Source organism: Mesorhizobium sp. M2E.F.Ca.ET.219.01.1.1, assembly GCF_004016445.2.
GTDB lineage: Bacteria > Pseudomonadota > Alphaproteobacteria > Rhizobiales > Rhizobiaceae > Mesorhizobium.
The window spans coordinates 867,616-893,707 of sequence record NZ_SADT02000002.1; the positions used below are offsets into that span (position 1 = coordinate 867,616).

The following is a 26,092-nucleotide window of genomic DNA, read 5'->3' on the forward strand; positions in this document are numbered from 1 at the left end:
CACCTCTCCCCGCCTTTGGCGGGGCGAGGAAGGAACTCGGCAGTCAGCCGAACTTCGCCAGCGGCTCGGCGCTTATCTCGACCCACTCGCAGCGGCGGCTGTCGTTGTAGAAGGACTGGAATGGCGGTGGAAACGATTGGTCCGCGAAGGCGCCGACCGGAATGGCGGTGAGGCCGGGCTGCGTGTCGATGCGATAGTGGACGGTGGTCCCGCAATCCGGGCAGAAGCTGTTAATGACCCGTCCACCCTGCTCGCCGATGCGCGTGAACTGTGAGGCGCGCCCTTCTATCGACACGTCGGCCTCGGCAAACCGGACGTTGTAGCTGAAGGCGCTGCCGGTGCGCCGTTTGCAATCGAGACAATGGCAAACCGAAATGCGTACAGGCTCGCCCGAGCAAGTGGCTGACAGCTGACCGCAGGAACATTCGGCGCGACGCGTGACCATGCAGGCTCCTCCCTGCGGGACATTACTGCGTATCCGCGTGGGCCCTCAACTCGGCGCGCTTCTCATCCGACACCACGGCGAGGTCCAGCACCTTCTGCAGGCCAGCCGCGTGGCGGAAGGTCGGCTCGGTCTGCGCGCCGCTCTTCACCGCCTCGACGAAGCGCTGGTAGTTGGTCGGCACGGAGCCTGCGTCGAGTTCCTCCCATTTGGCGTTCTCGACGTTGGCGCCGATGCAAGCCCTCAGCATCGAGCCGTCGAGATTGTGCACCACCTCGACGGCGCCCTTGTCGCCATGGATGCGAAGGCGCAGTTCGTTGATGTGGCCGGTGGCCCAGCGGCTGGCATGCACCACGCCGAAGGCGCCGTTGGCAAAGTCCAGCGTCATGGCGAAACTGTCATTGGCGTCGAGCTGGTATTCGCCGATGCGGTTGCCCGGTGCCTTGTCGAAGGCGCGCAGCCGGCAGAACACATGATCGATGTCGAGCGCCGCGCCATAGCTGGCGAAATCGAGGATATGGATGCCGACATCGCCGAGCACGCCGTTCGAGCCGTGGCCGCGCGACAGCCGCCACAGCCATTTCGGATCGGTGCGCCAGTCGCCCCAGAATTTCGACACCAGCCAGCTCTGCAGATAGGACGCCTCGACATGGCGCACCGTGCCGATCTCGCCGGCCTGCACCATCTGGCGCGCCTTCTGCAGCGCGGCCACGTTGCGGTAGGTGAGGTTGACCATGTTGACGATGCCTGCGGCCTCCGCCGCGTCGGCCATTTCGCTGGCCTTGCCGAAATTTTCGGCCAGCGGCTTCTCGCACAACACCGGCTTGCCGGCGGCGATCAGCGCCATGGTGGTCGGATGGTGGATGCGATCGGGCGTGACATTGGCGACCGCGTCGAAACCGCCCCAGTCGATCGCCGCCTCAAGCGAGGTGAAGCGCTTCGGAATCTTGTAGGCGTCAGCGTACTCGCCGACACGAGCCGCATCGACGTCGACCGCGCCGACGATGTTGACCCCCTCGATGGCGCCGAAGCGGCGGGCATGTTCCTGCGCCATCCAGCCGGTTCCGAGTATCAAAAGCCGCATTTTTCTGCTTCTCCGAGCGGTTTGGTTCGATTCAATCGTGCGAGGCGAATGTGGCCCAGACGCTGTGTCCGCGCAATCCCAAGCAAAGAGGGAAGCGCTTTTTAGCGGAAGCCGGCCTCGCCATGCCCGTGCAGTTTTGGTCCACGCTCCTCGATCGGCTCCAGCGCCTTCTCGACCGGCACGTTCGGCGCATCGAGGATGGCGGGCTTCGACCCTTGCGGGTTGTGCGCCCATTTCACCGCGTTGCGCAGCACCTTGTGCACGGTGGCGTCGTGATAGGTCGGATAGGTCTCGTGTCCGGGGCGGAAGTAGAAGACATTGCCGGCGCCGCGCCGGTAGGTGAGGCCCGAACGGAACACCTCGCCGCCCTGGAACCAGGAAATGAAGACGGTTTCCAGCGGCTCCGGCACGGCGAACTGCTCGCCATACATCTCCTCGTTCTCGAGCTCGAAGAACTCGCCGACGCCTTCGGCGATCGGATGGTTGGGGCTCGTCACCCAGAGCCGCTCGCGCTCGCCGGCCTCTCGCCATTTCAGCGTGCAGGGCGTGCCCATCAGCCGCTTGAAGATCTTCGAGAAATGGCCGGAATGCAGCACGATCAGCCCCATGCCTTCCCAGACGCGCTTTGCGACGCGTTCGACCACCTCGTCGGCGACCGCGCCATGATCCTTGTGGCCCCACCAGACGAGCACATCGGTCTCGGCGAGGCGGGATTCCGGCAGGCCGTGCTCCGGCTGCTCCAGCGTCGCCGTCGAGGCGGAGATCGCGTTGTCCGCATTCAGCGCCTTGGCGATGGTCGCGTGCATGCCCTCCGGATAGATGGAGGCCACCACCTCATTGGTCCGCTCATGGATGTTCTCGCCCCAGACGACAGCGCGAATTGTCATGGATTGCCTCGTGAGTGATTGGGAGCCGCCCCGCGCCATAGATAACGCCTTCGCCCGGTATTGAAAGGTGTTTTCGAACCTTTGCTTCGCTGTGCAGGGAGGCCGGCCGCGAGAGTCTCCTTGTCGGCCAACGATATAGGTCCTTATGCTTCGACGCGGATTCAGCCGCCGCACAGCCGATTGGCAAGCGCCGCGCCTCGGTTACAATGTCAGCCATGGGCGAAGTGCTTGTAGGGACAGCGATCTTTGCTTGCCTGGCCGGGGCCTCGCTGGTCAGCCTGATGGTGCACGAGCGCTTCCCTGCCCACCACCTTGGGGACGACACCAGCGCGGTGGTGCGGCTTGCCGCGAACCTTTTCGTGGTGATGTCGTCGCTTATGCTCGGCCTGATGATCAACTCGGCCAAGAACACATTCGAGTCCATCAACGGCAACGTACACACCTTCGCTACTGATCTCATTCTGCTCGACCGAACGCTCCGGCTCTATGGGCCGGCGGCGGACAGCGCCCGGCAGTCGCTCACGGCCTATGTCCAGCGTGTCGTCGAGACCTCAACGGCCGACAGCGACACGACGGTCGTCCCGAACAGGCTGTCGGAACTGCTGCTCAATCAGGTCGGCGACCTCATGGCGGGATTGACGCCCGCGGATGCCAGGCAGACCGCCACGCAGCAGGCCGCTACACAGCAGCTGCAAAAGCTGGTCGAGCAACGCTGGATACTTGCCGAGCAGTCCGAGGGCGCCATTCCTGCGCCGTTGATCGTCCTGCTCGTCGCCTGGCTGACGCTGATCTTCGCCAGCTTCGGTTTCAGGGCGCCGCGCAATGGAACCGTCGTCTTCACATGCCTCATTTCGGCGGCGCTGGTGGCCGCGGCGATCTATCTGATCATCGACATGGACTCGCCCTTTTCAGGCCCGATCCAGATCTCGCCGGCGCCCCTGCAAAGGGCGCTGGCGGAACTGACCGCGCAATGAGTTCACCGGCTGGATTGGCCGAGCAATTCAATCAGCAGCCTTGCCGCCACCTCGGCGCCGTCGGCGCGGATCTTGCCAGCCACTGCCGCCGCTCGAGAGCGGGTTTCCGGCGCCAGCGCCACGTCCAATGCCGCCGACAATGACTCCTTCGTCGGCACCGGACCGTCATGGGCGGCGCCGATGCCAAGTTGGGCGGCACGCCTTGCCCAATAGGGCTGGTCGCCGATCTGCGGCACGATCAGCTGCGCCGCTCCCCCCCCGCGCGGCGGCAACGGTCGTGCCGGCGCCGCCGTGATGGATGACGGCGGCGACGCGGCCGAACAGCGCCTGCTGGTTGACCTCGCCGATGATAAAGCAGTCGTCGCCATCATCAATGAGGCCGAGCCCAGCCCAGCCCTGTGCGAGCACCGCGCGAAGGCTCCTGGCGCGGATTGCCTCGATCGCGGCGCGGCCGGCTTCCCTGGCAACCGATATCGAGCCGAAGCCGACATAGACCGGCGGCGGACCGGCATCGAGGAACGCGTTGAGCCGATCGGGGAGGGGCCGTTCGTCCGGCAGGATCAAGGCGCCGGTCTGCACGGCGTCGATCAGGTCCGAGGGCAGCCATGGGCCCAGCACCTGATCGCAGGCGAGCAGGACGGGATTGCCATAGACATAGTCCCGAACATTTTGCACCGGCGGCAGTCCGAGCGATGCGCGCTGGCCGTTGACCGCCTCGCCGAAGAGCGCGTTCTTAGTCCGGATGTCCGTTTCCCACAGCAGCCGGTTGTCGGTGACGCCGGCCGGCAGCGGATGTCCAGGATATTCATGCGGCCGGTTGTGCTGCGACGGCAGCCAGATGGGGCAGAACGTGCCGAGCACGTAGCGCATGCCGCGTTGTTCCGCGACCAGCCGCGCGGCGGCGCAGGATGGGAAGAGGCCGAACGCCACCACCGCGTCGCAGCCTTCGGCGGCCGCGCTCAGCGCCTCATATTGCCTGGCGGCGATCTCGGTCGCCTGGCCGGAGATGAGCCTGGCCCTGTCCTCGGGTGTCGCCGATCGCGACCGGTTGACCATCTCCTTCGCCCATTCGCGCACCGGCGCGAAAGCCGGCGCCAGCGGCACGCCGGCGCGCTCCAGAAGCGCGGCGAACTCCGCGTCGCCCGGCGCGCTCACCCGGGCCTCGACGCCATGCGCCTGCAACGCCGCGCCCAGCGCCGCCAAAGGCTCGACGTCGCCGCGCGAGCCGTAAGTCGATAACAAGATCCGCATTCCGTGCTCCGTTTTCTTTTCGGAGCAGCGTTGATACGCCATGCCCGGGGGCTTGCCGCAAGCCCGGGCCGCGCCATATCTACATCCTGGGAAGGGTCGTTATCGCTTCCCAGATGCCGCGATGGCATCGGCGTTCACGCGCGTTTTGGCGCGAGGCCCTTCGGATCAGCAAGTGGGGACTGACAAATGCCGGCGACACGTTCGCCGGCAGGAGTAGGCTTAACCCTGGCGGCCCTCCTGGGCCACCCGGGTGGGGGAGCTTGTCAGGCGTGGGACGACGACAAGGCGCTTGATCTTGCCGCTTTTGTAGGCGGCAAGGAAGCGGTGATAGTCCTTGAAGACGACGCAGCCATTGGATTCCGCACGGCCGCCGCGCAGCATGTAAGTGTGGGCGAGCAAGCCGTTGCGGCCATATTTGTTGCTGCCGCTGGTCGGCGTGAGCCTGATAGCCTCGACGCCATGGAAGCGCGATTCACGCATCGACAGATTGTAGGTGTCCGGCGGCGTCGGACCGACATTCTTGCGATTGACGAAGCGTGGCTGGTCGACCATCGACCCCAGTCCCGAATGCGCCTCGAGCTTGGAGCCGTCGGGCATGTAAACGGTTCTCGCCGAAATATCGTAGACGGCGACGCCATTGCCCGTCGAAGGCCCATTGAACAGGCTGCGGAAAGCGCCGCCAAGGTTACCGCGCTCCGGCGTGTCCGGCTTGGCATAGGCGAGCATTTCCGACGCCTGCGCCTTGCGCTTGCCGGGCTTGGTGTCGGCCACTATCGGCTTCGAATTCGCCACGCCGGGCAGGGCCTGGTCGCCGCTTCTCGGTGAAACCGCCGTCGGCGCGCTTTGCACGGTGTCGGATTCGGTCGGCTGCGGCTTGGCCTTGGCGGCCTGCGGCTTCGCGGCCTCCGGCTTCTGCGGCTTGGCCGCATTCTGTTCAGGCGCCTCGGTGGCGCGCTCCAGCGTGGTGCGCGGGCGAAGACCGGGCACGGCAATGGCATCGGGCAGATCGTCTTGCGGCGGCAGCGAGGCGACCTGGTACCCGCCGTCCTTGCCGTTGTCCGCACTGTCAGCAGCATCGGGGCCGGCGACATTGGGCGCGTCGCTGTTTTGCAGCGCGACGGCAGTCGGAACATCCGCCGTATCCTCGGGCGCGACGTTGGCAAGCGCCAGCGCCAGCTCGGAAGCTTCGGGGGTCTCGGCCGGCTGCGAACCGAAGCGCGCCTCGATCGGGGCGTCCGGCTGCGCGCCGCCAAAGCGGCTGGCCGAAGGCAGGCTGGCAAGCAGGAACGGCGCGTTCTCGGCGCGGGCAAAGGCTTCGGCAAGCTTCTGCGGCGAAAGCGCCGCCCGCTTCACCACGCCGTCGAAACGGTCGACGGCTCCGGCGGCCGAAGCCACCACCACGACCTTTTCCTGCGCGACGCTGTCGGGCGCCGGCAGCTTGAGGCGCGCCATCTTGCCGTCAAGAACTTTATCCTTAATTTTTTCAGGAGTTTGGCCGCCCTGCCTGAAGCTCGTCGCGAGGCTGAAGCAGCCGGCATCGCAGCCGCCGGTGAGCGAGCCTGCCTTATAGCCGCCATAGACGCCAAGATGCAGCGCCCAGGCATTGGCAATCTGCCGGCGCTGGTCGCCAAGCGCGAGGGTGCGCGGCGAAAGCACGCCCTGCGGCAATCCGTTGGAAGCGGCGGTCAGCGAGGTGCTCACCGAATAGAGCCCCGCCAAGGTTGCGGCGGACCATAGGGCGAGGGCGGCGCCGACAGCAGGCACCAGGACCCAACGATGACCAGACTTTTTCGAAGTTATCCCCCCATGAGGAGCGTCACCCCGGTTTTTCAAACGCAAAAACGCCATACGACCACTCTCAATCGGCATGCCGGTTTTCGCACCTTGCACCCGTCACGATCACAGTTCGCTGGTGCCCCCTGCACCTTCACGCGTCTGTTGCCGATTGATTCAAAAGATGGACAAAGATGGTTAACCAATCCCTCCACCAATCGCCGATTTTGGCGACGGTCCATACGAAAAAAGAGCCTTCCATGGTCTTCGCCACGGTAAAAATGCTCTCCCTCACCCGCTTTGCTGCCCGTTTTTCCGGCCTCTGTCAAGAAACCGTGAAGACCGGAACCGCAACATCTTCAGCCGGCTAGAGGTGGATTGGGGTCAAAATGCGACCGTTCGGCGAACCTTGAAACAGGCAGGCCGGAAATGTTGTGGACCAGCCGATCGGGCGGCGGTCCGGGATCGCTCTTCGCGCCATCCGGACAAAAACACCCGAAAAAAGTCACTGCGGGTGGGAGCGCTTCGGCCGCGACATCGCTCTTGACCTTCCAGTTACTGGAACCCGTAGCGTGCTCAAAGGATCGTCCCGGCGGCGTCCTTCCCAACCGAGATCCAGGAGAAAAAATGCATCGACGCGGTTTTCTGGCGGCAGGCCTGGCGGCGGTTCTGGCGAGCCCGCGCGCTCTGGCGCAAATGAAGATGGACGACATGTCGAACATGGACTCCATGCCCGGCATGGATATGAGCAGTCATGCCGGCCATGACATGGGCGCCATGACGCAAGCGCCCGCGGCGCTGCCCGAGGGCGAGGCTCTGCGCGAGTTGCCGCTGCTGGCCAACAAGGCCGGCCGGCCCGGCCTGTTCAAAGCGCGGCTGACGGCCGAGCCCGCCACGGCGCGCTTCGTTGAGGGTCAGGACACGTCGATCCTCGCCTATAACGGCACGAGCCCGGGGCCGTTGATCGAGGCTTACGAGGGCGACCGCGTCGAGATCACCTTCGCCAACCGGATCTCGGGTGAGCAAAGCACCATCCACTGGCACGGCATGCCGGTGCCCGCCGACCAGGACGGCAACCCGATGGACCCGGTTGCTGCGGGCGCCGACCGCGTCTACGCCTTCGATCTGCCCGAGGGCTCGGCCGGTTCCTACTGGTATCACCCGCATCCGCATGGCCGGACGGCCGAGCAGGTCTATCGCGGCCTTGCCGGCGCTTTCGTCGTCAAGGCGAAAGCCGATCCGGTTCCGGCGGCCTATGGCGACACCGCGCTGATGTTCACCGACCTTCGCCTGGCCGCCGACGGATCCATGCCCGACAACACCATGATCGACATGATGAACGGCCGCGTCGGCGACCATGTGCTGGTCAACGGCCAGAAGAACCCGAAGCTGGCGGTCGCGATGGGCACGAAGCGGCGCTTGCGGCTCTACAACGCTACCAATGCGCGCTTCCTTAGGCTCGATTTCGCCAATGCTTCGATGACCGTGATCGGCAGCGACGGCGGTCTCCTGGAGAAGCCGGTGGCGGCCGAGGAGATCCTGCTCAGCCCGGCCGAGCGCGTCGAGCTGGTCGTCGCCTTCGACCGACCGGGTACCGCCACGCTCACCACGCTTCCCTACGACCGCGGCTGGATGGGGCCGGGCCGGCCCACGGACGCCGGGTTGACGCTGCTGACGGTCGGTGTTTCCGAAACGCCGGCCGAGGCGATGCCGCCGCTTCCCGAACGGCTGCGGCCGATCACGCCGCTTGGGGCTCCCGCCGTCAGCCGCCGCCTCGTCCTCACCGAGGCCATGACGATGAATGCCGCGAGCATGGGGATGGACTTCCTGATCAACGGCAAGGCCTTCGACATGGGGCGCGTCGACATCGTCGCCCGGGCCGGCGATACCGAGCTTTGGGAAATCGTCAACCAGGCCGACATGGACCATCCGTTCCATATCCACGGCACGCAGTTCCAGGTGGTCGAGCGCGAACAGGGCGGCAAGGTCGCCAAGCCGCCTTATCTGGCGTGGAAGGACACGGTCAACGTGGCGCGCGGCGAGACGGTGCGGCTTCTCACGCGCCAGGAACGGCCGGGCGCGCGCATGTATCACTGCCACATCCTGGAGCATGAGCAGCTCGGCATGATGGGCATCGTCGACGTGCAGGCATGAGGGATCGCATAATTGTAGCGGCGGCGATGCTTGCGCTCGCCGGCCCGTTGATCCTTGGTCCGTCGCTGGCCGCGGAGCCGGGCGATCCCATCGTGGCGGCGCGCCAGGCCTCGATGAAGGAGATGGCGGCCGCCGCCAGGGCGATCGCCGAAATGTTCGACGGCAAGCGCGCCTATGAGCCGGCGGCCTTCAAGGCGGCGGCGGACAACCTGAGCGCCCGCGCCGGCGCCCTGACCGGCGAATTCCCGCAGGGCACGCTTGGCGCGCCGTCGGCCGCCAAACCGGAGATCGACCAGGCCCGGCCGGAGTTCGAGGCGCTCGCCCGCCATATCAGCCGGCTCGCCGACGCGCTCGCTGACAAGGCCGCGAATCCGCCGCCAGGGATCACCGCCGACATGCGGATGACCGGCCCGCCGATGGATGGCGGCAGCCTGCTCGGCAAGCGCCCGGGCGCGGCTGAAGTAGATCCAGCCACCATGCCGCCGGAACATCTCCTGCACCTCATCCTGCAGGACTGTACGAGCTGCCATTCGAAGTTCCGGCGCAAAGTGGAGTGAGGCCGGATGCGGTCGGGCGTGATATGGCAGCGCATTCTACCGGCGCGTATCACAAAAGTGACGCGCTCGCCCCCCTATATGCTAGGCTTATGTCGTCAAAAAAGGGTCATCGTTATGGATGCCAGCGAATTGCAGGCCATAGGCGACACGCTGATGCGCCTCGTCACCCCCAGCATGACGCCGAAGGATCTGGTCAAGGCGGTGCGCAAGGAGCATCCCGACGCCAAGAAGAAGGACATCGCCCGCGCGGCCTTCCACGCCATCATCGCCAATGCCGACCAGGACCCCGGCAAATCGCGCAACCTCCAGGCTTTCGCGCTTGCCGAGCGCACCCAGCAATCGGAATAAATTGCCGCGAATTGTAGCGTTGGGCTTGCCGGAAACTTAATAAGCGACTTCTAATTTAATGGCTCCGCCGGCAATCAGCCCCAACGGGGTAGCGAGCCATGACCAAAAACCTCGGCAATGCCAAACCCAGCGCTCCCGCCAAGGAGATAAGCGCCTCGCTGTTCAGCAGGGCGGCGCCGGCGCTGTTTCCGCTGGTGGTCGCGGCGCTCGGCTATCTCGTCGGCCGGCATTATCTCGGCCTTTGACGCGCGGCCGGCTGCAGGTGGTTTTCCAGTCTGATTGTAATTGGTCCGTTTCGGCCCTGCGCTTGAAGCTTTGGTCCTAGGGCCTAGGTCGTTCTTGCCCTTGCATGGGCGCGAGCGCATCCTTTCCTGCAGCCGGCGGCCTCGCAAACTCCGGTTAGGCCCGGCCGCCGAACCCAGTATCACCCCCCAAGGCTGCCGGGCCGCCCATCGCTCCGCGAGTTATGTCCGCCGGGGATCAGGCAGCGTAGGCGCCATAATCGTTTTTATTTCCCAGATTCCAAAAATCTGTTGAGTATCGGCGAGTGCCTTTGCACTAAAGAACGATCAGCTCCGCTTTTCGGCAACTTCGCGCGCTCTAGATCCTATTGGGTCTAGACATCAGATACTTGGGCCGAAGGGCAGGGGCCGTATATGGTAACAAGCGAGCCAGACAGCGTCCGTGTAAAAGCCGTCAATGGCCAATGGATCGTGCGCGTCGTCGAGGGTGGCAGGCTGACGCAGCAAGTGTTCGATATTCACGAACAGGCCGAGAGCTTCGCCGAGGAGGAGCGGCTGCGATTGGGGCTTCCCGGGGAGCCACCGGCCGAGGAGCCGGCCGGGCCGCTGCAGAGCGGACTGGATGGCTGAGATCGTCGACGCTCATAGCCAACTGTGAAAATCCGGGACAAATCGGCGGACGGCGCGCGGGCGTTGCATTTGCTTCGACGCACCGCTGCGCAAGGCCGCCCGCTGACCCCAAGCAGACATAGCTCGCCGGAGAGTGCGGTATTCCGCCTTCGCTATCCCAGATGTAGCGCCCTGAGCGTCGCCTTCATCCGCTCGAGCGCCGGCTCGCCACCGGCCGCGAGGTCATCGGCGATCCGGGCGAGCTTGTCGTCGGCCTTGCGGTGTTTGCTGCCCCACGCTCCCAGGGTAGCCAGCACCGGCAACAGGTCGATGCCGGCTTCGGTCAGCCGGTAGATCGCCTTCAGGCCATGGCTGGGATCGTCGCTGCGGGTGAGGATGCCTTCGTCCTGCAGCGTCTGCAGCCGTTCGGCCAGCGTGCGCGACGAGATGCCTTCGTCGGACTGCAGGAATTCGCGAAAATGCCGTTTCCCCGCGAAAGCCAGGTCGCGGATGATGAGCAGTGTCCAGCGGTCGCCGAGCAATTCGAGCGAGAGGCTGATCGGGCAGCCGGACCGTCCCTTGGTCGCCATTAATATGCTTCCATTTGTAAATCAATTTACTATTGACACCATTATCGCATTGCGTCAAATGGTTCCAAAAGTAAATCATTGGCGAGGAGAACGAAGATGAGGAAGCTGATCCTTCAGATGCAAATGTCGGTGGACGGCTTTGTCGGCTCCGATGAGGATCGTCGCTGGCAGCTTTGGGAATGGGGCGACGACAGCGCCTGGGACGAGGAGCTCAAACAGGATTTCAATGCCGTCTTCGCGACCGTCGACACCATCCTGTTGAGCCGCAAGATGGCGGAGGAGGGCTACCTTGCCCATTGGGGCAATGCGGCGAAGAAATATCCGAAGGATCGCTTCTATGCTTTCGCGCGGCGCATCGTCGAGGCTGAGAAGGTGGTGGCGAGCAACAGGCTCGGAGCTTCGCGCTGGGAACGGACACGGGTCGTAAGCGGCGACCTGCCGCGCGAGGTCGATGCGCTGAAGCAGGGAGAGGGCGGCGACATCGCGGTGTTCGGCGGCGCCGGCTTCGCCTCGGCGCTGATCGCCGCCGGCCTGGTCGACGAGTTCCAGCTCTTCATCAATCCAGCGGTGCTGGGCAGCGGCCGCCGCATCTTCCATCAGGGCGGATTTGCCAGGTTGAAACTCCTCGGCTCGAAGTCCTATGCCTGCGGTATGGTGGTAAGCCGCTACGCTCCGGCGCAATGAGGGGCCGAGACAGCGCAGAACGATCTGCCTTGAATCAATTCGGCAGCGTGCCTTCCTAAAGCACGTCGCGATCTTTCAGATTCGCTCATGCGCTTTAGGTTTTTGATTTTGCGCATGTCTCCCGAAACCGGTTACCACTTTCGGGAGACATGCTTTAACCGGCTGTGCGGCCGTGTTTTTCTAAAGCCAGCAACCTGACATCGGCACTCTGACCGATGACCCGCAGCCACGCAACCCGCCGGCCGCCTTGCGGCCAGGGCATAGGATCATTCGCTACAGCGACGAACCAGCGCGCTTCACGCGATGTAAGTCCGATTAGCACCCGGCCGGCAAATTCCACCGGCGCGTCGTTGATCGTATCAACCACCGCCCAACTGTGATGGGGCGGCTCCTGCACCGCGACGAACCTCATTCGAGCCCCCGCTCTGATGAGATTCTAATATAGCAGACGCTGATTGTCGTTCCTATGACCTGGCTCACACAGGCGCATAATTGCAGGGGACAATCCCGACCGGAACCCGCGCCGCCTTTCCTTACAGCGGCTGAGCCGCCTCACTGGCCCGCCTGGTCGGCATCCGTCAGCGTGCCGAGGAAGGCGACGATGTCGTCGATCTCGGCGTCGGTCAGCGCCGGCTTGTCGCCGGGTTTCTTGCCGTCGAAGGGCGGGTCGGTGTTGAGGTTCGGCCAGTAAGCCTTTGGCAGGTCGTCGAATTTGTGCACCGTACCGTCCGCCTTCTTCGGATACCAGCGCCCAGGATCCGTGTCGCGGCTGGCGTAGAAGGCGACCGCGTCCCGCAGCGTGTGGAAATAGCCATTGTGGAAGAAGCTTTTGCGCAAGGCCACGTTGCGCAGCGTCGGCGTCTTGAACAGGCCGCAATATTCGGCGCGGCCCTTGAAATCGGTGCGCAGCGGACCGCACAGCCCGAGGTCGAAGTAATCGGGATCGGCATTGGCGGGGATGGCCGGATTGCGCGGCACGGCGATCGCGATCAGGCCATAATCGGTGAATTGCGGCGGCTCGCCGTCATTGGCTGGTTCGCTCAAGTGGCAGCTCGCGCAATTGCCCTTCACCTCGTCCTCGAACAGCATGCGTCCACGCAATTCCTGCGCCGAAAGCTGTGCCTTGCCGGCAAGGAAGGCGTCGTAGCGGCTGGAATAAGGATAGAAGTCGGTGCCGCTCTGCTCGAAGGTGCCGAGCGCTTCAACCGCCGCGTCGAAGGCGTCCTGCGGATGGTCGAAGACATCGACGCCGAAGGCCGCCTTGAAGGCGTCCGCATAGGGCGCCTTGCGCAGGCTGGCGGCCACCTGGGCCTCGTCCTTGTTGCCCATCTCGAAGGGCGAGAGCAGCGGGATCCTCGCCTGATCCTGGCCGTGGTCGGCGCGGCCATCCCAGGTCAGGCCGCCGGTCGGGCCGTTGTCGATGCTCTCGTCGCCTTCATCCTCGGAATCGTAAAAATGCTCGGTGAAGGATGGCGCCGCCTGCAAATAGCGCAGCGACGGCACCGCGCGAACGCCGGGCTGGTCGAGCTTGGCTCCGCCCATTTCGACCGGCGAGGCCGAGGCCGGTCCGAAGGCGTGGTTGGGATCGTGGCAGGACGAGCAGGCCTGCTTGCCGGAAGCCGAAAGCGAAGGGTCGAAGAACATCTGCCGCCCGAGCGCCGTCAGCGCTTCGGCGCGCGCATAGGCTTCCTGGCGTGACATCGGGCCGGGATGGACGCTGGAAGGCTCCGCGGTGTTGGCTGGCACGATGAAGCCGACGATCGAAGCCGCTGCAATGACGACCGCCCGGCTCTGCCATCTTCCCATCGTCATCGGTGCCATCCTGAATTCTGCCGGGAAGTAAGGAGGCAGTGCAAAAGATTGATGACCAGTCTTCGCGCTCACGAAACCGTGTTTGAGACGGCGCCAAATGTCACAAAGGTGATAAGGCATCGAAGTAGCTGGGTCCATCCTGTTCGTTATTCTCGCACACGCATAGCCGTCCTCCAGCCATTCCCCAGCCAAGAGGCACTTCCCAATGACCCGGTCCCTTCTCTCCCTTTGCCTCGCCTCGACGGCGCTGGCATCGCTCTCTGCCGCTGCCCATGCGGCTCCTCCCGGCTACGACAAGATCGACACCGTCGTCGTCATCTATGCCGAGAACCGCAGCTTTGATAATCTCTATGGCGGCTTCCCCGGCGCGAACGGCCTGGCCAACGTATCGCCCGGCCAGGCGCTCCAGATCGACCGCGACGGCAAGCCGCTCTCCGAATTGCCGCCGGCCTGGGGCGGGCTGACCGGCAAGGGCGTGACGCCGGCGGTGACGGAAGCGCAGAGCGCGCATCTTCCCAATGCCGTCTTCGCCATCGACGATCCCAAGGGTTTTAACGAGAACACCGGCGTCATCACACATGACCTGTGGCATCGCTTCTATCAGGAGCAGATGCAGATCGACGGCGGCAAGAACGACAAGTTCGTCGCCTGGGCGGATTCCGGCTCGCTGGTGATGGGCCATTACGATGGCTCGAAGCTGCCGATGTGGGCGATCGGCCAGAAATATGTGCTGGCCGACAACTTCTTCCAGGGCGCCTTCGGCGGGTCCTTCCTCAACCACTTCATGCTGGCCTGCGCCTGCGTGCCTTATTATCCGAATGCCGACACCAGCCCAGCGAAGGGCCAGATCGCGGTGGTCGAGCCGGATGGTGTGACGCTGAAGCCGGCCGACAATTCGCCGGCCTCCGCACTTGGCGGCGTGCCGAAATTCGCCAATGACGGATCCGTCACGCCCGACTTCTACGCCGTCAACACCATGCAGCCGCCTTATCAGCCGAGCGCCAACAAGCCGGTCGAGGGTGGCGACAAGGCGCTGGCCGATCCGTCGCAGCCGAACACGCTGCCGCCGCAGCACGAGATCACCATCGGCGATCTCTTGTCGCTCAAGGGTATTTCCTGGGCCTGGTATTCAGGCGCCTGGCAGGCCGCGCTTGACGGCAAGAACGCGACGCCCGTGCCGAACTTCCAGTTCCACCACCAGCCCTTCAACTATTTCGCGGCTTACGCGCCAGGCACTGCCGCGCGCGCCGAGCACATCAAGGATGGCGGCCTCGGCGGCGAAGAGTTCATCAAGGCGATCGACGACGGCAAGCTGCCGCAGGTTTCCTTCTACAAGCCGCAGGGCAACCTCAACGAACATGCCGGCTATGCCGAGGTGACCTCTGGCGATCAGCATCTGGCCGACATCGTTTCGCATCTGGAGAAGAGCCCGCAATGGCCCCATATGCTGGTCGTCGTCACCTATGACGAGAATGGCGGCTTCTGGGACCATGTTGCGCCGCCCAAGGCCGACCGCTGGGGCCCGGGCAACCGCGTCCCGGCCTTCATCATCTCGCCCTATGCCAGGATGGGCATGGTCGACCACACGCAGTACGACACCACCTCGATCTTGCGCTTCATCACCAACCGCTATGACCTGCCGGTGCTGCCGGGCATCGTCGCCCGCGACAAGGCGCTGCGCAACCACGACCAGCCGCCGATGGGCGACCTCTCCGCCGCGCTCGACCTGACGAAGTAGGCTAAGAGATCTCGTGCAAAAGGCCCGCTTGGCGGGCCTTTTGTCGTTCCGCCGGCAAGATCGCGTCGTCAGGCGGTAAGGGCGCGCGGTGCCTCGAAAAAGGCTGCGAGCTCGGACGCCGGCATCGGTCGTCCGAACAACCATCCCTGCACGTCCGTGCAGCCGTTCTCCTTGGCCAGGCGGTACTGATCCTCGGTCTCGACGCCTTCGGCGGTCGTGGTCATGCCGAGCGTTGAGCCGAGATCGGCGACCGCCTTGACGATGGCACGGCTCTCGCTGCTTTCGCAGATCAGGCTGACGAAGCTGCGGTCGATCTTGATACGGTTGAACGGGAAGGACCGCAGATAGCTCAGCGAGGAGTATCCCGTCCCGAAATCGTCCATGGCGATGCCGACGCCGAGATCGCGCAGGCTGTGCAGGGTCTTGATCGTGTGCTCGTTGTGCGCCAGCAGCACCGACTCCGTGATCTCGAGCTCTAGCCGCGACGGCATGAGGCTGGAGGCTGCGAGCGCCGCGGCGACTTGAAGCGGCAGCCCTTGCTGCTTGAATTGGATCGGCGACAGATTGACCGCGACTTTGACGGGCAATGGCCATTGGGCGGCGTCGGAGCAGGCTTGCCGCAAGATCCATTCACCGAGCGCGTCGATAACGCCGGTCTCTTCCGAGAGGTGGATGAACTCCGACGGTGCCAGCAGGCCGAGTCGCGGATGGTTCCATCGTACGAGCGCCTCGAAGCCGGTAAGCTTAGACGTCATTGCCTCATGCAGCGGCTGGTAGTGGAGCACGAACTGATTGTCTGCCACGGCGACGGCCAGTTCAGCCTCGAGTTGGCGGCGCTCCTGAAGTCGCGCATCCATCCCCGGCTCGAACGACCGGCAGGTGCCGCGGCCTTCCATCTTGGCCTTGTAAAGGGCAAGATCGGCATTTCTGATCAGGACCTCGGAGCTCTGTCCGTCCTCGGGAAAGACGGCGATGCCGATGCTGCTGCCGATGTTGATCGTGTGGCCCTGAATGGAAAATTCGCCGGAGAGCGCATGGATGACTCGGCTCGCCAGCCCTCCGGCCTGGTCGTCGTCATCGAACAGCAACTGCAGGATTGTGAATTCGTCGCCGCCGACCCTCGCCACCATGGCGGTTTCACCGGCCTGCTGCTTCAGCCGCGCCGCCACGGCGCGCAAAAGCTCGTCGCCGACCGGATGGCCAAGCGTGTCGTTGACCGGCTTGAAGCGGTCGAGGTCGATGCAATGCACGGCCAGCTTCTCGGCGTCCCTGAGACTGCGCAACGCCTCGTCCATCGTATCCGCCAGCAGCCTACGGTTCGGCAGGCCAGTCAGGATGTCATGGGTGGCCAGGTGCTGGATCTCGGCTGTGCGTTCATCCACCCGCCGTTCCAGGGTCTCGGCGGCCTCTGTCTGCATCGACATCGTGCGCCCGATTGCATACCAGCACACCAACGCCAGCAGGGTGACGATGGCGGTTGCGGCATAGCTCGCAAGTTCGAACTGCCGCACCGACTGGACATCGACATCGTTCTCGAACCGGCTGTTCGGGAATCCGGCCCAGAGCCGCCACGCGCTTCTCGGATCGTTGAGGGAAAGCGGGATCACTTCCGAATAGATCAGTTTTGGATCGGGGGCGGTGAAGGAACTTGTATCCGCCGCCAGCGACGTCGAAAGCCGATGCTGGTCGGACTCGAAACCGTAGTCCGCATTGACGATGACATAATCGGCGCTGGGCAGAAGCTTTCTCAGCGCCGAGGTAAGCATAATGGCCGAAACCGAGCCCCGCAGGCTGCCGTCGGCCGCGAAAACGGGAACCGACAGGATGAAGCCCGATCGGTCGGCGTCGTTGCCGCTGTGGATGAAGTCCGTGTTGTCGCAGGTGATCAGCTCTTTCGTGCCGATGATCGGTACGTTGAGCCCTTCGATATTGCTCGAAGTCGGATAGTTCGCCTTGAGCCAGGCAAGCTGCCTGGCGAGCTCGTGGTATTCATAGGTCTCGACCTCTTCGGGCGGACGCGTCAGCGATTGATTGTCCAGCGTTGCGAGTTTTTTGGCGCTGCTGGCGTCGGTCCTTGCCCTGGCGTTCACGATCAACTGGTCGAACTGGAGGATCGGCTCCTCCAGCTTTCCCGTCACCGGGTCGAAGCGATCGGGGTCGAAATCCAGCGGCAGGAAGTAGACTTCGGAGATGGAAACGTTGTTGGCCAGGTTGTTGTAGATCTGCTGGATCGTGGCGCGGCCTTCCTCGCCGAGATTCGTGCCATGGCGATCGAGGTTTTGCACGCTCGGCAGGTAGGTTAGGGTCCGGACATTCTCATAGATGGCGCGCAACGCGTCTTCGACGGTTTTGGCGGTTGCCCGCGATGCCGCCTGGGAGTTCTCGAGGTAGCGTTCCTTGGCGAGCGCGAAGTCGCGCTGAGAACGGATGTGCAACGCGGCCAGCGTCGCCGCGCCGGTCACCAGGATCAAAGCAAATCCGGTCATTCGCCAGAAGGCGTTCATCCGCAAAGCCTCCTACAGTCTGCAAGAGATATCGCTTCACGGTTTAGGAACCGCTAATGTGCCTTAGCCCTTCATCGCAACCCGGATCGTGCGATCGATTTTCGAGCCCACGCGGCCAACGGCCGAAAGAGGTGGGAGGCCGTTCCCACCAGCTTTTCCAACGCTTCGCCTGCGCGACAGCCTGAATCAATCCGGCAGCCCGCGCCGCCATCTGCTTGCTTGCCTAGGATATTTCACAAGTCGAGGCCGCGCTCACTCCGCCTCCTCCACCCAGATCAGGCGCAGCAGCCGCAGCAGCGTCGCCCGTTCCTTGCCGCTGAGACGCTGCAGGAATCGGTTTTCGTGCCGGCGCACCTTGAGCCGCCAGGCGGGCATTGCCGCCTTGGCCGCCTCGGTCAGGCTGAGTTTCCGCACGCGCTTGTCCTCCGCATGATCGTCGCGCTCGATCAGGCCGCGCTCCTCCAGTTCGGCGAGCAACGGCGCCATGTTGGCGCTCTTCATACCGAGCAGCCGGCAGAGCTCGGCGGCGCGGATGCCCGGCCGCTCATCGATCAGCGCCAGCATGGCATAGGTCACCGGCCGCAGTGACGCTTGCGCCATCTCCACGGAAAAATCGTTGAGCGCCAGCGCCGACGCGCGCCGCAAATTGTAGCCGATCTGCGCGTCGAGCGCGTCCTCGCTGGGGACATCGCGAACCCTGGTCTCGTCCATGCCCGATCGATTGCCGCAACCCACGCCCTTGTCAAGGCAAAAATACTATGCGACATAGCAAAGATAAAGCTATGCAGCATAGCAATATCGGGGAGGAGACCGGCATGACTGAAAAGACCAGTGAAACCGAAGACTCGGTTGCCTTCGAGGTCGAGGGCGGCATCGCCTGGGTCCGCTTCAACCGTCCGGCCAAACGCAACTCGATGAGCCCGACGCTCAACCGGCGCATGATGCAGGTTCTCGACGAGCTCGAATTCCGGGACGATGTTGGCGTTCTGGTGTTGTCGGGTGACGGCGCCGCCTGGTCGGCCGGCATGGACCTCAAGGAATATTTTCGCGAGACCGAGGCGAAAGGCCTGGGCGCGGTGCGCAAGGCGCAATCCGAAGCCTATGGCTGGTGGCGGCGGCTGCGCTGGTACCGGGTGCCGACCATCGCCATGGTCAATGGCTGGTGCTTCGGCGGCGGCTACGGGCCGCTGTTTGCCTGCGACCTCGCCTTCGCCGCCGACGAGGCGCAATTCGCGCTCTCCGAGATCAACTGGGGCATCCTGCCCGGCGGCGGCGCCACCAAGGTGGTGGTCGATCTCCTGTCCATGCGCGATGCCATGTATCACGCGCTGACCGGCGAGCTGATCGACGGCCGCAAGGCGGCGGCCTGGAAGCTGGTCAATGAGAGCGTGCCGCTCAGCGACCTCAAGGCGCGCGTCGCCGAAGTGGCCGGGGTCCTGTTGAAGAAGAACCCGGTCGCGCTCAAGGCCACTAAGGACGCCATCCGCCGCGTCGCCGAGATGACCTACGACAATGCCGAGGACTATCTGGTGCGCGCGCAGGAGGCGGCGAATTCCTTCGACAATGAAGGCCGCAAGGAGGGCATCCGCCAGTTCATCGACGAAAAGAGCTACAAGCCTGGCCTCGGTGCCTACGACAAGGCGAGATGATCCGGAATGACCTGACGCCGTGCCGGCATTGATGCCGGCCGGCAACCGATACGGCGCGTGACACGGGAGGAGAACGCAAATGCCGGCCTGGACGACACCCGACCCTGTCGCCCTGCACGCCCGGGCGCAGCCAGACCGCCTCGCTAGCGTCGATCTCGCGTCCGGCCGGCGCTGGACCTACGCGGCGCTCGACGACGCCATCCAGCGCGCGGTCGCTGTGCTCGAAAACCATGGCATAGGGCAGGGGCAGCGGATCGCCACGTTGGCCCGCAACAGCGCCGATCTCGTCATCCTGCAACAGGCGGCGATGCGTCTTGGCGCTATTTTCGTGCCGGTCAACTGGCGGCTCGCCGTGCCCGAGCGCCAAGCTATCCTGGCCGATTGCGGCCCCTCGCTTCTGGTGCACGACGCCGACCTGGACATCGCGGCGCCGTCCGGCTGCGCGCCTGTCGCGGTCGCGCGCTTCGCGGCGGCGGTGGAAGCGGCGGCGCCCGCGCCGCGCCGTCCCTTGCCGGAAGCCGACCGGCCCTCGATCATCCTCTACACTTCAGGCACGTCGGGCCGGCCCAAGGGCGTCATCGTGACGGAGGCTAACGCTTTTGCCACGGCCGTCAATTTCGGTGTCGTCGGCCGCGTCGGCCATGACAGCATCGTCCTTTGCGACGCGCCGATGTTTCATGTCATCGGCCTGATCACCAATCTTCGCCCCGTCCTGCTGAGGGGCGGCACTGTCCTGATCTCCTCCGGCTTCGATGCCGGCGTCACCAATCGCCGGCTCGCCGACCCCGATCTCGGCGTCACCCATTATTTCTGCGTGCCGCAGATGGCGAAGATGCTGCGCGAGCATGCAAGCTTCGCGCCCGCGCGCTGGACCTCGCTCAAGGCCCTTTTCACCGGCGGCGCGCCGAATCCCGCCGCGGATGTGCTTTGGTGGCTCCAGCAGGGCGTGCTCATGGCTGACGGCTACGGCATGACGGAAGCCGGCACTGTGCTCGGCGTGCCGCCGCAGGCGGATCGCATTGCCGTCAAGGCGGGGTCCGCCGGCCTGCCGGCGCCGTCGGTTTCGCTGCGCATCGTCGACCGCGCCGGCAGCGATGTCGCGCCGGGCGATACCGGCGAGATCTGGCTCGCCGGCCCCAACGTGACGCCGGGCTATTGGGACCGGCCGGACGAGACGGCGAGCGCCTTCAGCGCGGACGGCTGGTTCCGCACCGGCGACATGGCGCGGCGCGACGACGACGGTTTCGTGACCCTGGTCGACCGCCGCAAGGACATGTTCATCTCCGGCGGCGAGAACGTCTTCCCGGCCGAGGTCGAGACGGCGCTGCTTGCCCATCCAGACATCACCGATGCGGCGGTGATCGGCATCGCCGACGCGCGCTGGGGCGAGGTCGGCCGCGCCTTCGTCGTGCTACGGCCCGGTCGCGCGCTCGACTCCGAGGCGCTGGCCAGCCACTGCGCCGCGCACATCGCCCGCTACAAGGTGCCCAAGGAATTCCGGGCGGTGGCAGCGCTGCCGCGTACGGCGTCGGGCAAGGTTCAGAAGCATGTGCTGCGGGGGCTGGCATAAGGGGCGCGGGAGGGGAATAGAGGCCCGGCGACCGATTCCAAGAGGCCTGCGTCCGCCTGCGGTGCCTCCTTGGCATTCAGCGCTTGCCCTGTTGAATTCATGCCCGCTATGACAGATCTGTCAGCCATCACGGCCGGAAGGATTTTGCAATGAGCGAGCTGAAGATCAGAACCCGCAATGTCGGCGCGCTTGCCGTCCTGCCGCCGGGCGGCCTGCCGGCGGTCACGACGCCGACCGGCGGCACGGTCGATGTCGTCACCCAGGTCAGCGCGCCGGGCTTCAATCCGCTCGATCTGCTTTATGCTTCGCTGGCCGCCTGCATGGTGCTCAGCGCCCGCATCGCCGCCACCCGTCTCGGCGTCGCCGACCGGCTGGGCGAAGTGAGGGCGGATGTCGGTGGCGAGAAGGCGAAGGACGAGCCGTCGCGGGTTGAGACATTCACCATCAAGCTTGAGATCACCGGCGATCTCGACGCCGCGACGAAGCAGCGAATCCTCGCGGACGCGGAGGACATCTGCACCGTTTCCAACACGCTGCGCGGCGCGCCGGCACTGCGCGCGACGCTGGGGTGAAGCTGATGGCGCATCTCTCCGCGATCGACTACGCGACCGCCTCCAAAGACATCCGCGCCGAGCATGATCGCGAGCTTAAGCTGCGCGGCCGCATGACCAACATGAAGCGCATCCTGCTCCATTCGCCGGCCGCGCATCGCATCTACGCCGAATGGTTCACCCTGCGCGATCTGCTCAAGCCTACCCTCGACGACCGCGCGATCTGGCTGTTCTCGAAGGCGATCGCCGAGACGATGCGTGCCGAAATCCCGGTGACCTTCTTCCGCCGGGCGCTGATCGAGAACGGCCTCGATCCCCAAGCGATCACGCCGACGCCCGACGAAGCGCTGCTGATGCGGTTCGGCAAGGCGGTCGCGGCCGATGCCAACTCCGTTCCGGATGAAATCTGGGCCGCGCTCAAGGCGCGCTATGACGAGACGCTGCTGGTAAACCTCACCGCCTTCGCCGGCATCATGGTGGCGACCTGCGTGTTCACCAATGCGGTGAAGGTCGATCTCGATCCGGAGCTGGAGAAGTATCGCCGGGGGTGAGGCTGCTGATCTCCCCCCTTGCCCGGCAGGGCAGAGGGGGGGCTGTCCCGCCGACCTAACCAAGCTTAGGTTCCTCGCCCCCGCCAAAGGCGGGGGAGAGGTGGCCGCGAAGCGGACGGAGAGGGGGCCTTCGTAGGGCGCTCCCCCTCTCCGTCTCGGCTTCGCCGAGCCACCTCTCCCCCATTTTATGGGGGCGAGGAACCTTGATCCTGCGCCATGGCGTTCCTTCACATCTCCCCTCTGCTCTGCCCGCCATCTCCCCCGCAAGGGGGAGATTGGCAGTTCCAGCGCTCCGCCAACTTGCCACGAATCGGGTGGCTCCTTTCCGTCGCGTGCCCCATCTTCGGGACAAGCAAGGAGCCAACCCATGACCGTCCACTCCCTGAACACGAAACGTGCCAGTCGCTCCGCCGAATCCCGCGTCGCGGCACAGGATTGGCGCGGCATCGTTTCCGACCTCAATACCCATGGCTGCGCCGTCATGCCCGGCCTGCTGTCGGCGGAAGAATGCGCCGACATCGCCGGCCTCTATGCGCATGAGGAGCATTTCCGCAGCCATGTGATCATGGGGCGTCACGGCTTCGGCAAAGGCGAATATCGCTACTTCAAATACCCGCTGCCGGATCTGATCGAGGGCCTCCGCACTGCGCTCTATCCGCAACTGGCCACGGTCGCCAATGACTGGAACGAGAAGATGGGTGTCGCCCAGCGCTATCCCGCCGACCACGCCGCTTTCCTGAAGCGTTGCCATGACGAGGGCCAGACAAAGCCGACGCCGTTGCTTCTCCAATATGGCCCCGGCGACTTCAACTGCCTGCACCAGGACCTCTACGGCGCGCTCGCCTTTCCGCTGCAGGTGGCGATCCTGTTGTCCGAGCCTGGCGAGGATTTCACCGGCGGCGAATTCGTGCTCACCGAGCAGCGCCCGCGCATGCAAAGCCGCGCCGAGGTGGTGCCGCTGAGACGCGGCGACGCAGTGGTCTTTGCCGTGCACAACCGGCCGGTGCAGGGCACCAAGGGGTACTATCGCGTCAATCTCCGCCACGGCGTCAGCCGGTTGCGGTCTGGCCGGCGGCATACGGTGGGGATTATTTTTCACGATGCGAAGTGAAGCAGGGGAGTAGGGCAATAAGGCAGTAGGGCAGTAGGATTTGAGACCAACGCCGGAGATAAGGGGGTTCCCTTATTCCTCGCATTCCCCTATTGCCCTACTCCCCTACTGACTTACTCCCCTACAAAACATGATCCGTCTCGAAAATATCGGCAAGCAGAACGGCCGACAGATCGTCTTCATCGAAGCTTCGGCCGCCTTGCAGAAGGGCGAGAAGGTCGGGCTGGTCGGCCCGAACGGCGCCGGCAAGACGACCTTGTTCCGCATGATCATCGGTGAGGAACAGCCCGATGAGGGCCAGGTTTCGGTCGATCGCGGCGTCACCATCGGCTATTTCAGTCAGGATGTCGGCGACATGGGCGGCTTGAGCGCCGTCGCCGAGGTCATGGAGGGCGCCGGGCCGGTAAGCGCGGTGGCGGCCGAGATGCGCGAGCTGGAGCACGCCATGGGCGATCCGGAGCGCGCCGACGAGATGGACGCAATCATCGAGCGCTATGGCGAGTTGCAGCACCGCTTCGAGGAGCTTGATGGCTATGCGCTGGACGGCCGCGCGCGCGAGGTGCTGGACGGCCTCGGCTTTTCCCAGGAGATGATGGACGGCGACGTCTCGAAACTTTCCGGCGGCTGGAAGATGCGCGTCGCGCTTGCCCGCATCCTTTTGATGCGGCCCGATGTCATGCTGCTCGACGAGCCGTCGAACCATCTCGACCTCGAAAGCCTGATCTGGCTGGAGAAATTCCTCAAGGATTATGACGGCGCGCTGCTGATGACCTCGCACGACCGCGAGTTCATGAACCGCATCGTCAACAAGATCATCGAGATCGACGCCGGCGCGCTCACCTCCTATTCCGGCAATTACGAATTCTATCAGGAACAGCGCGCGCTGGCCGACAAGCAGCTGCAGGCGCAGTTCGAGCGCCAGCAGGCGATGCTGGCCAAGGAGATCGCTTTCATCGAACGCTTCAAGGCGCGCGCATCGCATGCCGCGCAGGTGCAGAGCCGGGTGAAGAAGCTCGACAAGATCGACCGCGTCGAGCCGCCGAAGCGCCGCCAGACCGTGGCCTTCGAGTTCCAGCCGGCGCCGCGCTGCGGCGAGGACGTGGCGACGCTGAAGGGCATCCACAAATCCTATGGCAGCCGCTCGATCTATTCCGGCCTCGACTTCCAGATCCGCCGCCGCGAGCGTTGGTGCGTGATGGGCATCAATGGCGCCGGCAAGTCGACGCTGCTCAAGCTGGTCGCCGGCGCCTCGGAGCCGGACGAGGGCTCTGTCGCGCGGGGTCCCAGCGTCAAGATGGGCTATTTCGCCCAGCACGCCATGGAATTGCTCGACGGCGAGCGCACCGTCTTCCAGACGCTGGAGGATAATTTCCCGCAGGCCGGCCAGGCGCCGCTGCGCGCGCTTGCAGGCTGCTTCGGTTTCTCCGGCGACGAGATCGAGAAGAAGTGCCGCGTGCTGTCAGGCGGCGAGAAGGCGCGGCTGGTGATGGCGCTAATGCTGTTCGACCCGCCCAACCTCCTGGTGCTCGACGAGCCGACCAACCACCTCGACATCACCACCAAGCAGATGCTGATCGAGGCGCTGTCGCAATATGAAGGCACGATGCTCTTCGTCTCGCACGACCGCCATTTCCTGGCGGCGCTGTCGAACCGCGTGCTGGAACTGACGCCCGATGGTATCCACACCTATGGCGGCGGCTACACCGAATATGTCGCGCGCACCGGCCAGGAAGCGCCGGGGCTGAGAGGGTAGCGATCTTATTCAGAGCGCGCCGTAGACGGCGTCGATCAGCGCCTTGCGGCGCGGGTCCACATCGTCGAACCCCAGCATGCGGTTGGTGACATAGCCGAACCCGACGCCGGCGCTCAGATCGGCAAAGCCGATGGCGCCGCCCCAGCCGGTGTGGCCGAAGGTTTGCGGCGATGCGCGGCCGGCATAGACGGGATCCTCGATCTGATAGCCGGCGGCGAAGGCGGTCGGCAGCGCGAAGCTGTCGTCCATGCCGCGAAAGCGCGGCCTCGCGGCCTCTTCGATCGCCGCGCGGCCGATCAGGCGCTTGCCTTCAAAAGTCCCGCCCGCCGCCATCATGCCGTAGATGCGGGCCAGCGCATGGGCGGTGGACTGGCCGTTGCCGCCCGGCACCTCGGCGGCGCGCCAGGCGCGGTCGTTGGGCGCCAGGGCGCGGGGCGCCGGGTTGTCGCAAGCTTGGGGAAACGGCGAGGCGCGCACGAACTCGACCCACTCCGAGGTCTTCGGACCTTCAATCATTTCGGCTGCCCGCGCATCCTCGGGCTCCGCCAGGCCGACATGGAAATCCGCCCCAAGCGGGCCAGCGATCTCTTCCGCGATGAATCGCCCGACGCCACGCCCGTCGACGCGCCGCAGCACTTCGCCAGCCAGATGGCCGTAGCTGAGCGCGTGATAGACGCAGCGGCTGCCGGGCTCCCACAGCGGCGCCATGGCGGCAAGCGCATCGATATAGGGCGTCCAGGCGAGCAAGCCTGCCTCGTCCATCGGCACGGCGAGGCCGTTCAGCCCGGATTGGTGCGACATCACCTGGTTGAGCGTGATGCGCTCCTTGCCGGCTTCCGCGAATTCCGGCCAATAGCGCGCGACCGGCGCGGCGTAGTCCAGCTTGCCACGCTCGACCAGCATGGCGATCGCCAGCGCCACGACGCCCTTGGTGCAAGACCAGACATTGATCAGCGTGTCACGCCGCCACGGCCGGGTGCGCGCGGCATCCGCATGCCCGCCCCAAAGCTCGACGACCGTCTTGCCGTCGGCCACGACCGAGACGCCGCCGCCATGTTCGAGACCTTCAGCGAAACACCAGGCAAACGCGTCGCGCACGCCGGCAAAACGCGGATCGCAGAAGCCTTCTATGTTCATGTCCGGATTCCCACCAAATGCGCCTCAGCCGAACAGCTTTGTCACGAAGCCGCCGAACCAGGCAAGCCGCGCCGCGTGATGTGCCAGCATCCAGTTAGCGCTGGACGCTGGCAAGCCATTC

Annotated in this window: 27 protein-coding genes; 15 read left to right on the plus strand and 12 right to left on the minus strand. The window is 64.7% G+C overall.

Annotated elements, in window-relative coordinates; genetic code table 11:
• Positions 1-43: 43 nt before the first annotated feature.
• From EN862_RS14685 to EN862_RS14695, 3 genes are all read right to left on the minus strand, one after another.
• Positions 44-445 (minus strand): GFA family protein, encoded by a 402-nt coding sequence (locus tag EN862_RS14685; protein WP_127865032.1) that lies wholly within the window; start codon positions 443-445, stop codon positions 44-46.
• A gap of 22 nt (positions 446-467) precedes the next feature.
• A complete protein-coding gene (locus EN862_RS14690) occupies positions 468-1,526 on the minus strand; it encodes a Gfo/Idh/MocA family oxidoreductase (protein ID WP_127865033.1) in 1,059 nt (352 codons plus the stop codon).
• Positions 1,527-1,627: 101 nt separating this feature from the next.
• Positions 1,628-2,413: a ThuA domain-containing protein gene (locus EN862_RS14695; RefSeq protein ID WP_127865034.1), complete on the minus strand. Its 786-nt coding sequence runs from the start codon at positions 2,411-2,413 to the stop codon at positions 1,628-1,630.
• A 215-nt stretch (positions 2,414-2,628) separates the two neighbouring features.
• Between EN862_RS14695 and EN862_RS14700 the strand changes: the two genes are divergently transcribed.
• Positions 2,629-3,387 carry a DUF4239 domain-containing protein gene (locus EN862_RS14700; protein WP_127865035.1) on the plus strand — a complete coding sequence of 253 codons (759 nt, stop codon included), beginning with the start codon at positions 2,629-2,631 and terminating at the stop codon, positions 3,385-3,387.
• Between the two features lie 2 nt (positions 3,388-3,389).
• On the opposite strand, the gene EN862_RS36840 is transcribed toward EN862_RS14700, so the two are convergent.
• The 3 genes from EN862_RS36840 to EN862_RS14710 form a co-directional block, all read right to left on the minus strand.
• Positions 3,390-3,545, minus strand: coding sequence for a hypothetical protein (locus EN862_RS36840; RefSeq protein WP_245519580.1), 156 nt, complete (start codon positions 3,543-3,545; stop codon positions 3,390-3,392).
• A 7-nt stretch (positions 3,546-3,552) separates the two neighbouring features.
• On the minus strand, positions 3,553-4,638 hold the full coding sequence (locus EN862_RS14705; RefSeq protein ID WP_245519581.1) for a glycosyltransferase: 1,086 nt from the start codon (positions 4,636-4,638) through the stop codon (positions 3,553-3,555).
• 219 nt (positions 4,639-4,857) lie between these two features.
• On the minus strand, positions 4,858-6,402 hold the full coding sequence (locus EN862_RS14710) for a DUF2778 domain-containing protein (RefSeq protein WP_245519582.1): 1,545 nt from the start codon (positions 6,400-6,402) through the stop codon (positions 4,858-4,860).
• Between the two features lie 203 nt (positions 6,403-6,605).
• Here EN862_RS14710 and EN862_RS36570 point away from each other — a divergent pair, with 203 nt between their 5' ends.
• From EN862_RS36570 to EN862_RS14730, 6 genes are all read left to right on the plus strand, one after another.
• Positions 6,606-6,782 (plus strand): hypothetical protein, encoded by a 177-nt coding sequence (locus EN862_RS36570; RefSeq protein ID WP_189401136.1) that lies wholly within the window; start codon positions 6,606-6,608, stop codon positions 6,780-6,782.
• Positions 6,783-7,038: 256 nt separating this feature from the next.
• Positions 7,039-8,565: a multicopper oxidase family protein gene (locus tag EN862_RS14715; RefSeq protein WP_127865037.1), complete on the plus strand. Its 1,527-nt coding sequence runs from the start codon at positions 7,039-7,041 to the stop codon at positions 8,563-8,565.
• Positions 8,562-9,122 carry a cytochrome c gene (locus EN862_RS14720; RefSeq protein WP_127865038.1) on the plus strand — a complete coding sequence of 187 codons (561 nt, stop codon included), beginning with the start codon at positions 8,562-8,564 and terminating at the stop codon, positions 9,120-9,122. Before EN862_RS14715 ends, EN862_RS14720 begins: the two co-directional genes overlap by 4 nt.
• Before the next feature lie 114 nt (positions 9,123-9,236).
• The gene (locus tag EN862_RS14725; RefSeq protein ID WP_095815955.1) at positions 9,237-9,470 is read left to right on the plus strand and encodes a hypothetical protein; all 234 of its coding nucleotides are present in this window, start codon (positions 9,237-9,239) and stop codon (positions 9,468-9,470) included.
• Positions 9,471-9,568: 98 nt separating this feature from the next.
• Complete coding sequence (locus tag EN862_RS36140; RefSeq protein ID WP_189401139.1) at positions 9,569-9,715, plus strand: hypothetical protein; 147 nt, start codon at positions 9,569-9,571, stop codon at positions 9,713-9,715.
• Between the two features lie 411 nt (positions 9,716-10,126).
• Positions 10,127-10,342: a hypothetical protein gene (locus tag EN862_RS14730; protein WP_127865039.1), complete on the plus strand. Its 216-nt coding sequence runs from the start codon at positions 10,127-10,129 to the stop codon at positions 10,340-10,342.
• A gap of 152 nt (positions 10,343-10,494) precedes the next feature.
• On the opposite strand, the gene EN862_RS14735 is transcribed toward EN862_RS14730, so the two are convergent.
• The gene (locus tag EN862_RS14735) at positions 10,495-10,911 is read right to left on the minus strand and encodes a helix-turn-helix domain-containing protein (RefSeq protein ID WP_127865040.1); all 417 of its coding nucleotides are present in this window, start codon (positions 10,909-10,911) and stop codon (positions 10,495-10,497) included.
• Positions 10,912-11,007: 96 nt separating this feature from the next.
• On the opposite strand from EN862_RS14735, the gene EN862_RS14740 reads away from it, so the two are divergent.
• Positions 11,008-11,595 (plus strand): dihydrofolate reductase family protein, encoded by a 588-nt coding sequence (locus EN862_RS14740; protein ID WP_127865041.1) that lies wholly within the window; start codon positions 11,008-11,010, stop codon positions 11,593-11,595.
• Positions 11,596-11,749: 154 nt separating this feature from the next.
• Here the strand turns inward: EN862_RS14740 and EN862_RS14745 are convergent, their stop codons facing one another.
• Positions 11,750-12,007, minus strand: a complete 258-nt coding sequence (locus EN862_RS14745; RefSeq protein WP_127865042.1) for a hypothetical protein — start codon at positions 12,005-12,007, stop codon at positions 11,750-11,752.
• A 140-nt stretch (positions 12,008-12,147) separates the two neighbouring features.
• Positions 12,148-13,407 (minus strand): cytochrome-c peroxidase, encoded by a 1,260-nt coding sequence (locus EN862_RS14750; protein WP_127865043.1) that lies wholly within the window; start codon positions 13,405-13,407, stop codon positions 12,148-12,150.
• Between the two features lie 205 nt (positions 13,408-13,612).
• Here EN862_RS14750 and EN862_RS14755 point away from each other — a divergent pair, with 205 nt between their 5' ends.
• A complete protein-coding gene (locus tag EN862_RS14755; protein ID WP_127865044.1) occupies positions 13,613-15,145 on the plus strand; it encodes an acid phosphatase in 1,533 nt (510 codons plus the stop codon).
• A 68-nt stretch (positions 15,146-15,213) separates the two neighbouring features.
• Here the strand turns inward: EN862_RS14755 and EN862_RS14760 are convergent, their stop codons facing one another.
• Both EN862_RS14760 and EN862_RS14765 read right to left on the minus strand, forming a co-directional pair.
• On the minus strand, positions 15,214-17,649 hold the full coding sequence (locus tag EN862_RS14760; protein WP_127865045.1) for an EAL domain-containing protein: 2,436 nt from the start codon (positions 17,647-17,649) through the stop codon (positions 15,214-15,216).
• Positions 17,650-17,901: 252 nt separating this feature from the next.
• Positions 17,902-18,360, minus strand: a complete 459-nt coding sequence (locus EN862_RS14765; RefSeq protein WP_127865046.1) for a MarR family transcriptional regulator — start codon at positions 18,358-18,360, stop codon at positions 17,902-17,904.
• 104 nt (positions 18,361-18,464) lie between these two features.
• Between EN862_RS14765 and EN862_RS14770 the strand changes: the two genes are divergently transcribed.
• The 6 genes from EN862_RS14770 (at position 18,465) to EN862_RS14795 (ending at position 24,834) form a co-directional block, all read left to right on the plus strand.
• Positions 18,465-19,298: a p-hydroxycinnamoyl CoA hydratase/lyase gene (locus tag EN862_RS14770; protein WP_127865047.1), complete on the plus strand. Its 834-nt coding sequence runs from the start codon at positions 18,465-18,467 to the stop codon at positions 19,296-19,298.
• Between the two features lie 79 nt (positions 19,299-19,377).
• A complete protein-coding gene (locus tag EN862_RS14775; protein WP_127865048.1) occupies positions 19,378-20,868 on the plus strand; it encodes an AMP-binding protein in 1,491 nt (496 codons plus the stop codon).
• 149 nt (positions 20,869-21,017) lie between these two features.
• Positions 21,018-21,440 carry an OsmC family protein gene (locus EN862_RS14780; RefSeq protein ID WP_127865049.1) on the plus strand — a complete coding sequence of 141 codons (423 nt, stop codon included), beginning with the start codon at positions 21,018-21,020 and terminating at the stop codon, positions 21,438-21,440.
• A gap of 5 nt (positions 21,441-21,445) precedes the next feature.
• Complete coding sequence (locus EN862_RS14785) at positions 21,446-21,970, plus strand: hypothetical protein (protein ID WP_127865050.1); 525 nt, start codon at positions 21,446-21,448, stop codon at positions 21,968-21,970.
• 367 nt (positions 21,971-22,337) lie between these two features.
• Positions 22,338-23,081 carry a 2OG-Fe(II) oxygenase gene (locus tag EN862_RS14790; RefSeq protein ID WP_127865051.1) on the plus strand — a complete coding sequence of 248 codons (744 nt, stop codon included), beginning with the start codon at positions 22,338-22,340 and terminating at the stop codon, positions 23,079-23,081.
• A 130-nt stretch (positions 23,082-23,211) separates the two neighbouring features.
• Entirely contained in the window at positions 23,212-24,834 is a 1,623-nt protein-coding gene (locus EN862_RS14795; protein WP_127865052.1) for an ABC-F family ATP-binding cassette domain-containing protein, read from the plus strand.
• Between the two features lie 9 nt (positions 24,835-24,843).
• Here the strand turns inward: EN862_RS14795 and EN862_RS14800 are convergent, their stop codons facing one another.
• Positions 24,844-25,971, minus strand: coding sequence for a serine hydrolase domain-containing protein (locus EN862_RS14800; protein WP_127865053.1), 1,128 nt, complete (start codon positions 25,969-25,971; stop codon positions 24,844-24,846).
• Positions 25,972-26,092: the final 121 nt, after the last annotated feature.

Bases quoted from the DNA above. Each gene is read 5' to 3' on its own strand.
- EN862_RS14685 (WP_127865032.1), bottom strand. From the start codon at position 445: ATGGTCACGCGTCGCGCCGAATGTTCCTGCGGTCAGCTGTCAGCCACT.
- EN862_RS14690 (WP_127865033.1), bottom strand. From the start codon at position 1,526: ATGCGGCTTTTGATACTCGGAACCGGCTGGATGGCGCAGGAACATGCC.
- EN862_RS14695 (WP_127865034.1), bottom strand. From the start codon at position 2,413: ATGACAATTCGCGCTGTCGTCTGGGGCGAGAACATCCATGAGCGGACC.
- EN862_RS14700 (WP_127865035.1), top strand. From the start codon at position 2,629: ATGGGCGAAGTGCTTGTAGGGACAGCGATCTTTGCTTGCCTGGCCGGG.
- EN862_RS14705 (WP_245519581.1), bottom strand. From the start codon at position 4,638: ATGCGGATCTTGTTATCGACTTACGGCTCGCGCGGCGACGTCGAGCCT.
- EN862_RS36570 (WP_189401136.1), top strand. From the start codon at position 6,606: ATGGTTAACCAATCCCTCCACCAATCGCCGATTTTGGCGACGGTCCAT.
- EN862_RS14715 (WP_127865037.1), top strand. From the start codon at position 7,039: ATGCATCGACGCGGTTTTCTGGCGGCAGGCCTGGCGGCGGTTCTGGCG.
- EN862_RS14720 (WP_127865038.1), top strand. From the start codon at position 8,562: ATGAGGGATCGCATAATTGTAGCGGCGGCGATGCTTGCGCTCGCCGGC.
- EN862_RS14725 (WP_095815955.1), top strand. From the start codon at position 9,237: ATGGATGCCAGCGAATTGCAGGCCATAGGCGACACGCTGATGCGCCTC.
- EN862_RS36140 (WP_189401139.1), top strand. From the start codon at position 9,569: ATGACCAAAAACCTCGGCAATGCCAAACCCAGCGCTCCCGCCAAGGAG.
- EN862_RS14730 (WP_127865039.1), top strand. From the start codon at position 10,127: ATGGTAACAAGCGAGCCAGACAGCGTCCGTGTAAAAGCCGTCAATGGC.
- EN862_RS14735 (WP_127865040.1), bottom strand. From the start codon at position 10,911: ATGGCGACCAAGGGACGGTCCGGCTGCCCGATCAGCCTCTCGCTCGAA.
- EN862_RS14740 (WP_127865041.1), top strand. From the start codon at position 11,008: ATGAGGAAGCTGATCCTTCAGATGCAAATGTCGGTGGACGGCTTTGTC.
- EN862_RS14745 (WP_127865042.1), bottom strand. From the start codon at position 12,007: ATGAGGTTCGTCGCGGTGCAGGAGCCGCCCCATCACAGTTGGGCGGTG.
- EN862_RS14750 (WP_127865043.1), bottom strand. From the start codon at position 13,407: ATGACGATGGGAAGATGGCAGAGCCGGGCGGTCGTCATTGCAGCGGCT.
- EN862_RS14755 (WP_127865044.1), top strand. From the start codon at position 13,613: ATGACCCGGTCCCTTCTCTCCCTTTGCCTCGCCTCGACGGCGCTGGCA.
- EN862_RS14760 (WP_127865045.1), bottom strand. From the start codon at position 17,649: ATGAACGCCTTCTGGCGAATGACCGGATTTGCTTTGATCCTGGTGACC.
- EN862_RS14765 (WP_127865046.1), bottom strand. From the start codon at position 18,360: ATGGACGAGACCAGGGTTCGCGATGTCCCCAGCGAGGACGCGCTCGAC.
- EN862_RS14770 (WP_127865047.1), top strand. From the start codon at position 18,465: ATGACTGAAAAGACCAGTGAAACCGAAGACTCGGTTGCCTTCGAGGTC.
- EN862_RS14775 (WP_127865048.1), top strand. From the start codon at position 19,378: ATGCCGGCCTGGACGACACCCGACCCTGTCGCCCTGCACGCCCGGGCG.
- EN862_RS14780 (WP_127865049.1), top strand. From the start codon at position 21,018: ATGAGCGAGCTGAAGATCAGAACCCGCAATGTCGGCGCGCTTGCCGTC.
- EN862_RS14785 (WP_127865050.1), top strand. From the start codon at position 21,446: ATGGCGCATCTCTCCGCGATCGACTACGCGACCGCCTCCAAAGACATC.
- EN862_RS14790 (WP_127865051.1), top strand. From the start codon at position 22,338: ATGACCGTCCACTCCCTGAACACGAAACGTGCCAGTCGCTCCGCCGAA.
- EN862_RS14795 (WP_127865052.1), top strand. From the start codon at position 23,212: ATGATCCGTCTCGAAAATATCGGCAAGCAGAACGGCCGACAGATCGTC.
- EN862_RS14800 (WP_127865053.1), bottom strand. From the start codon at position 25,971: ATGAACATAGAAGGCTTCTGCGATCCGCGTTTTGCCGGCGTGCGCGAC.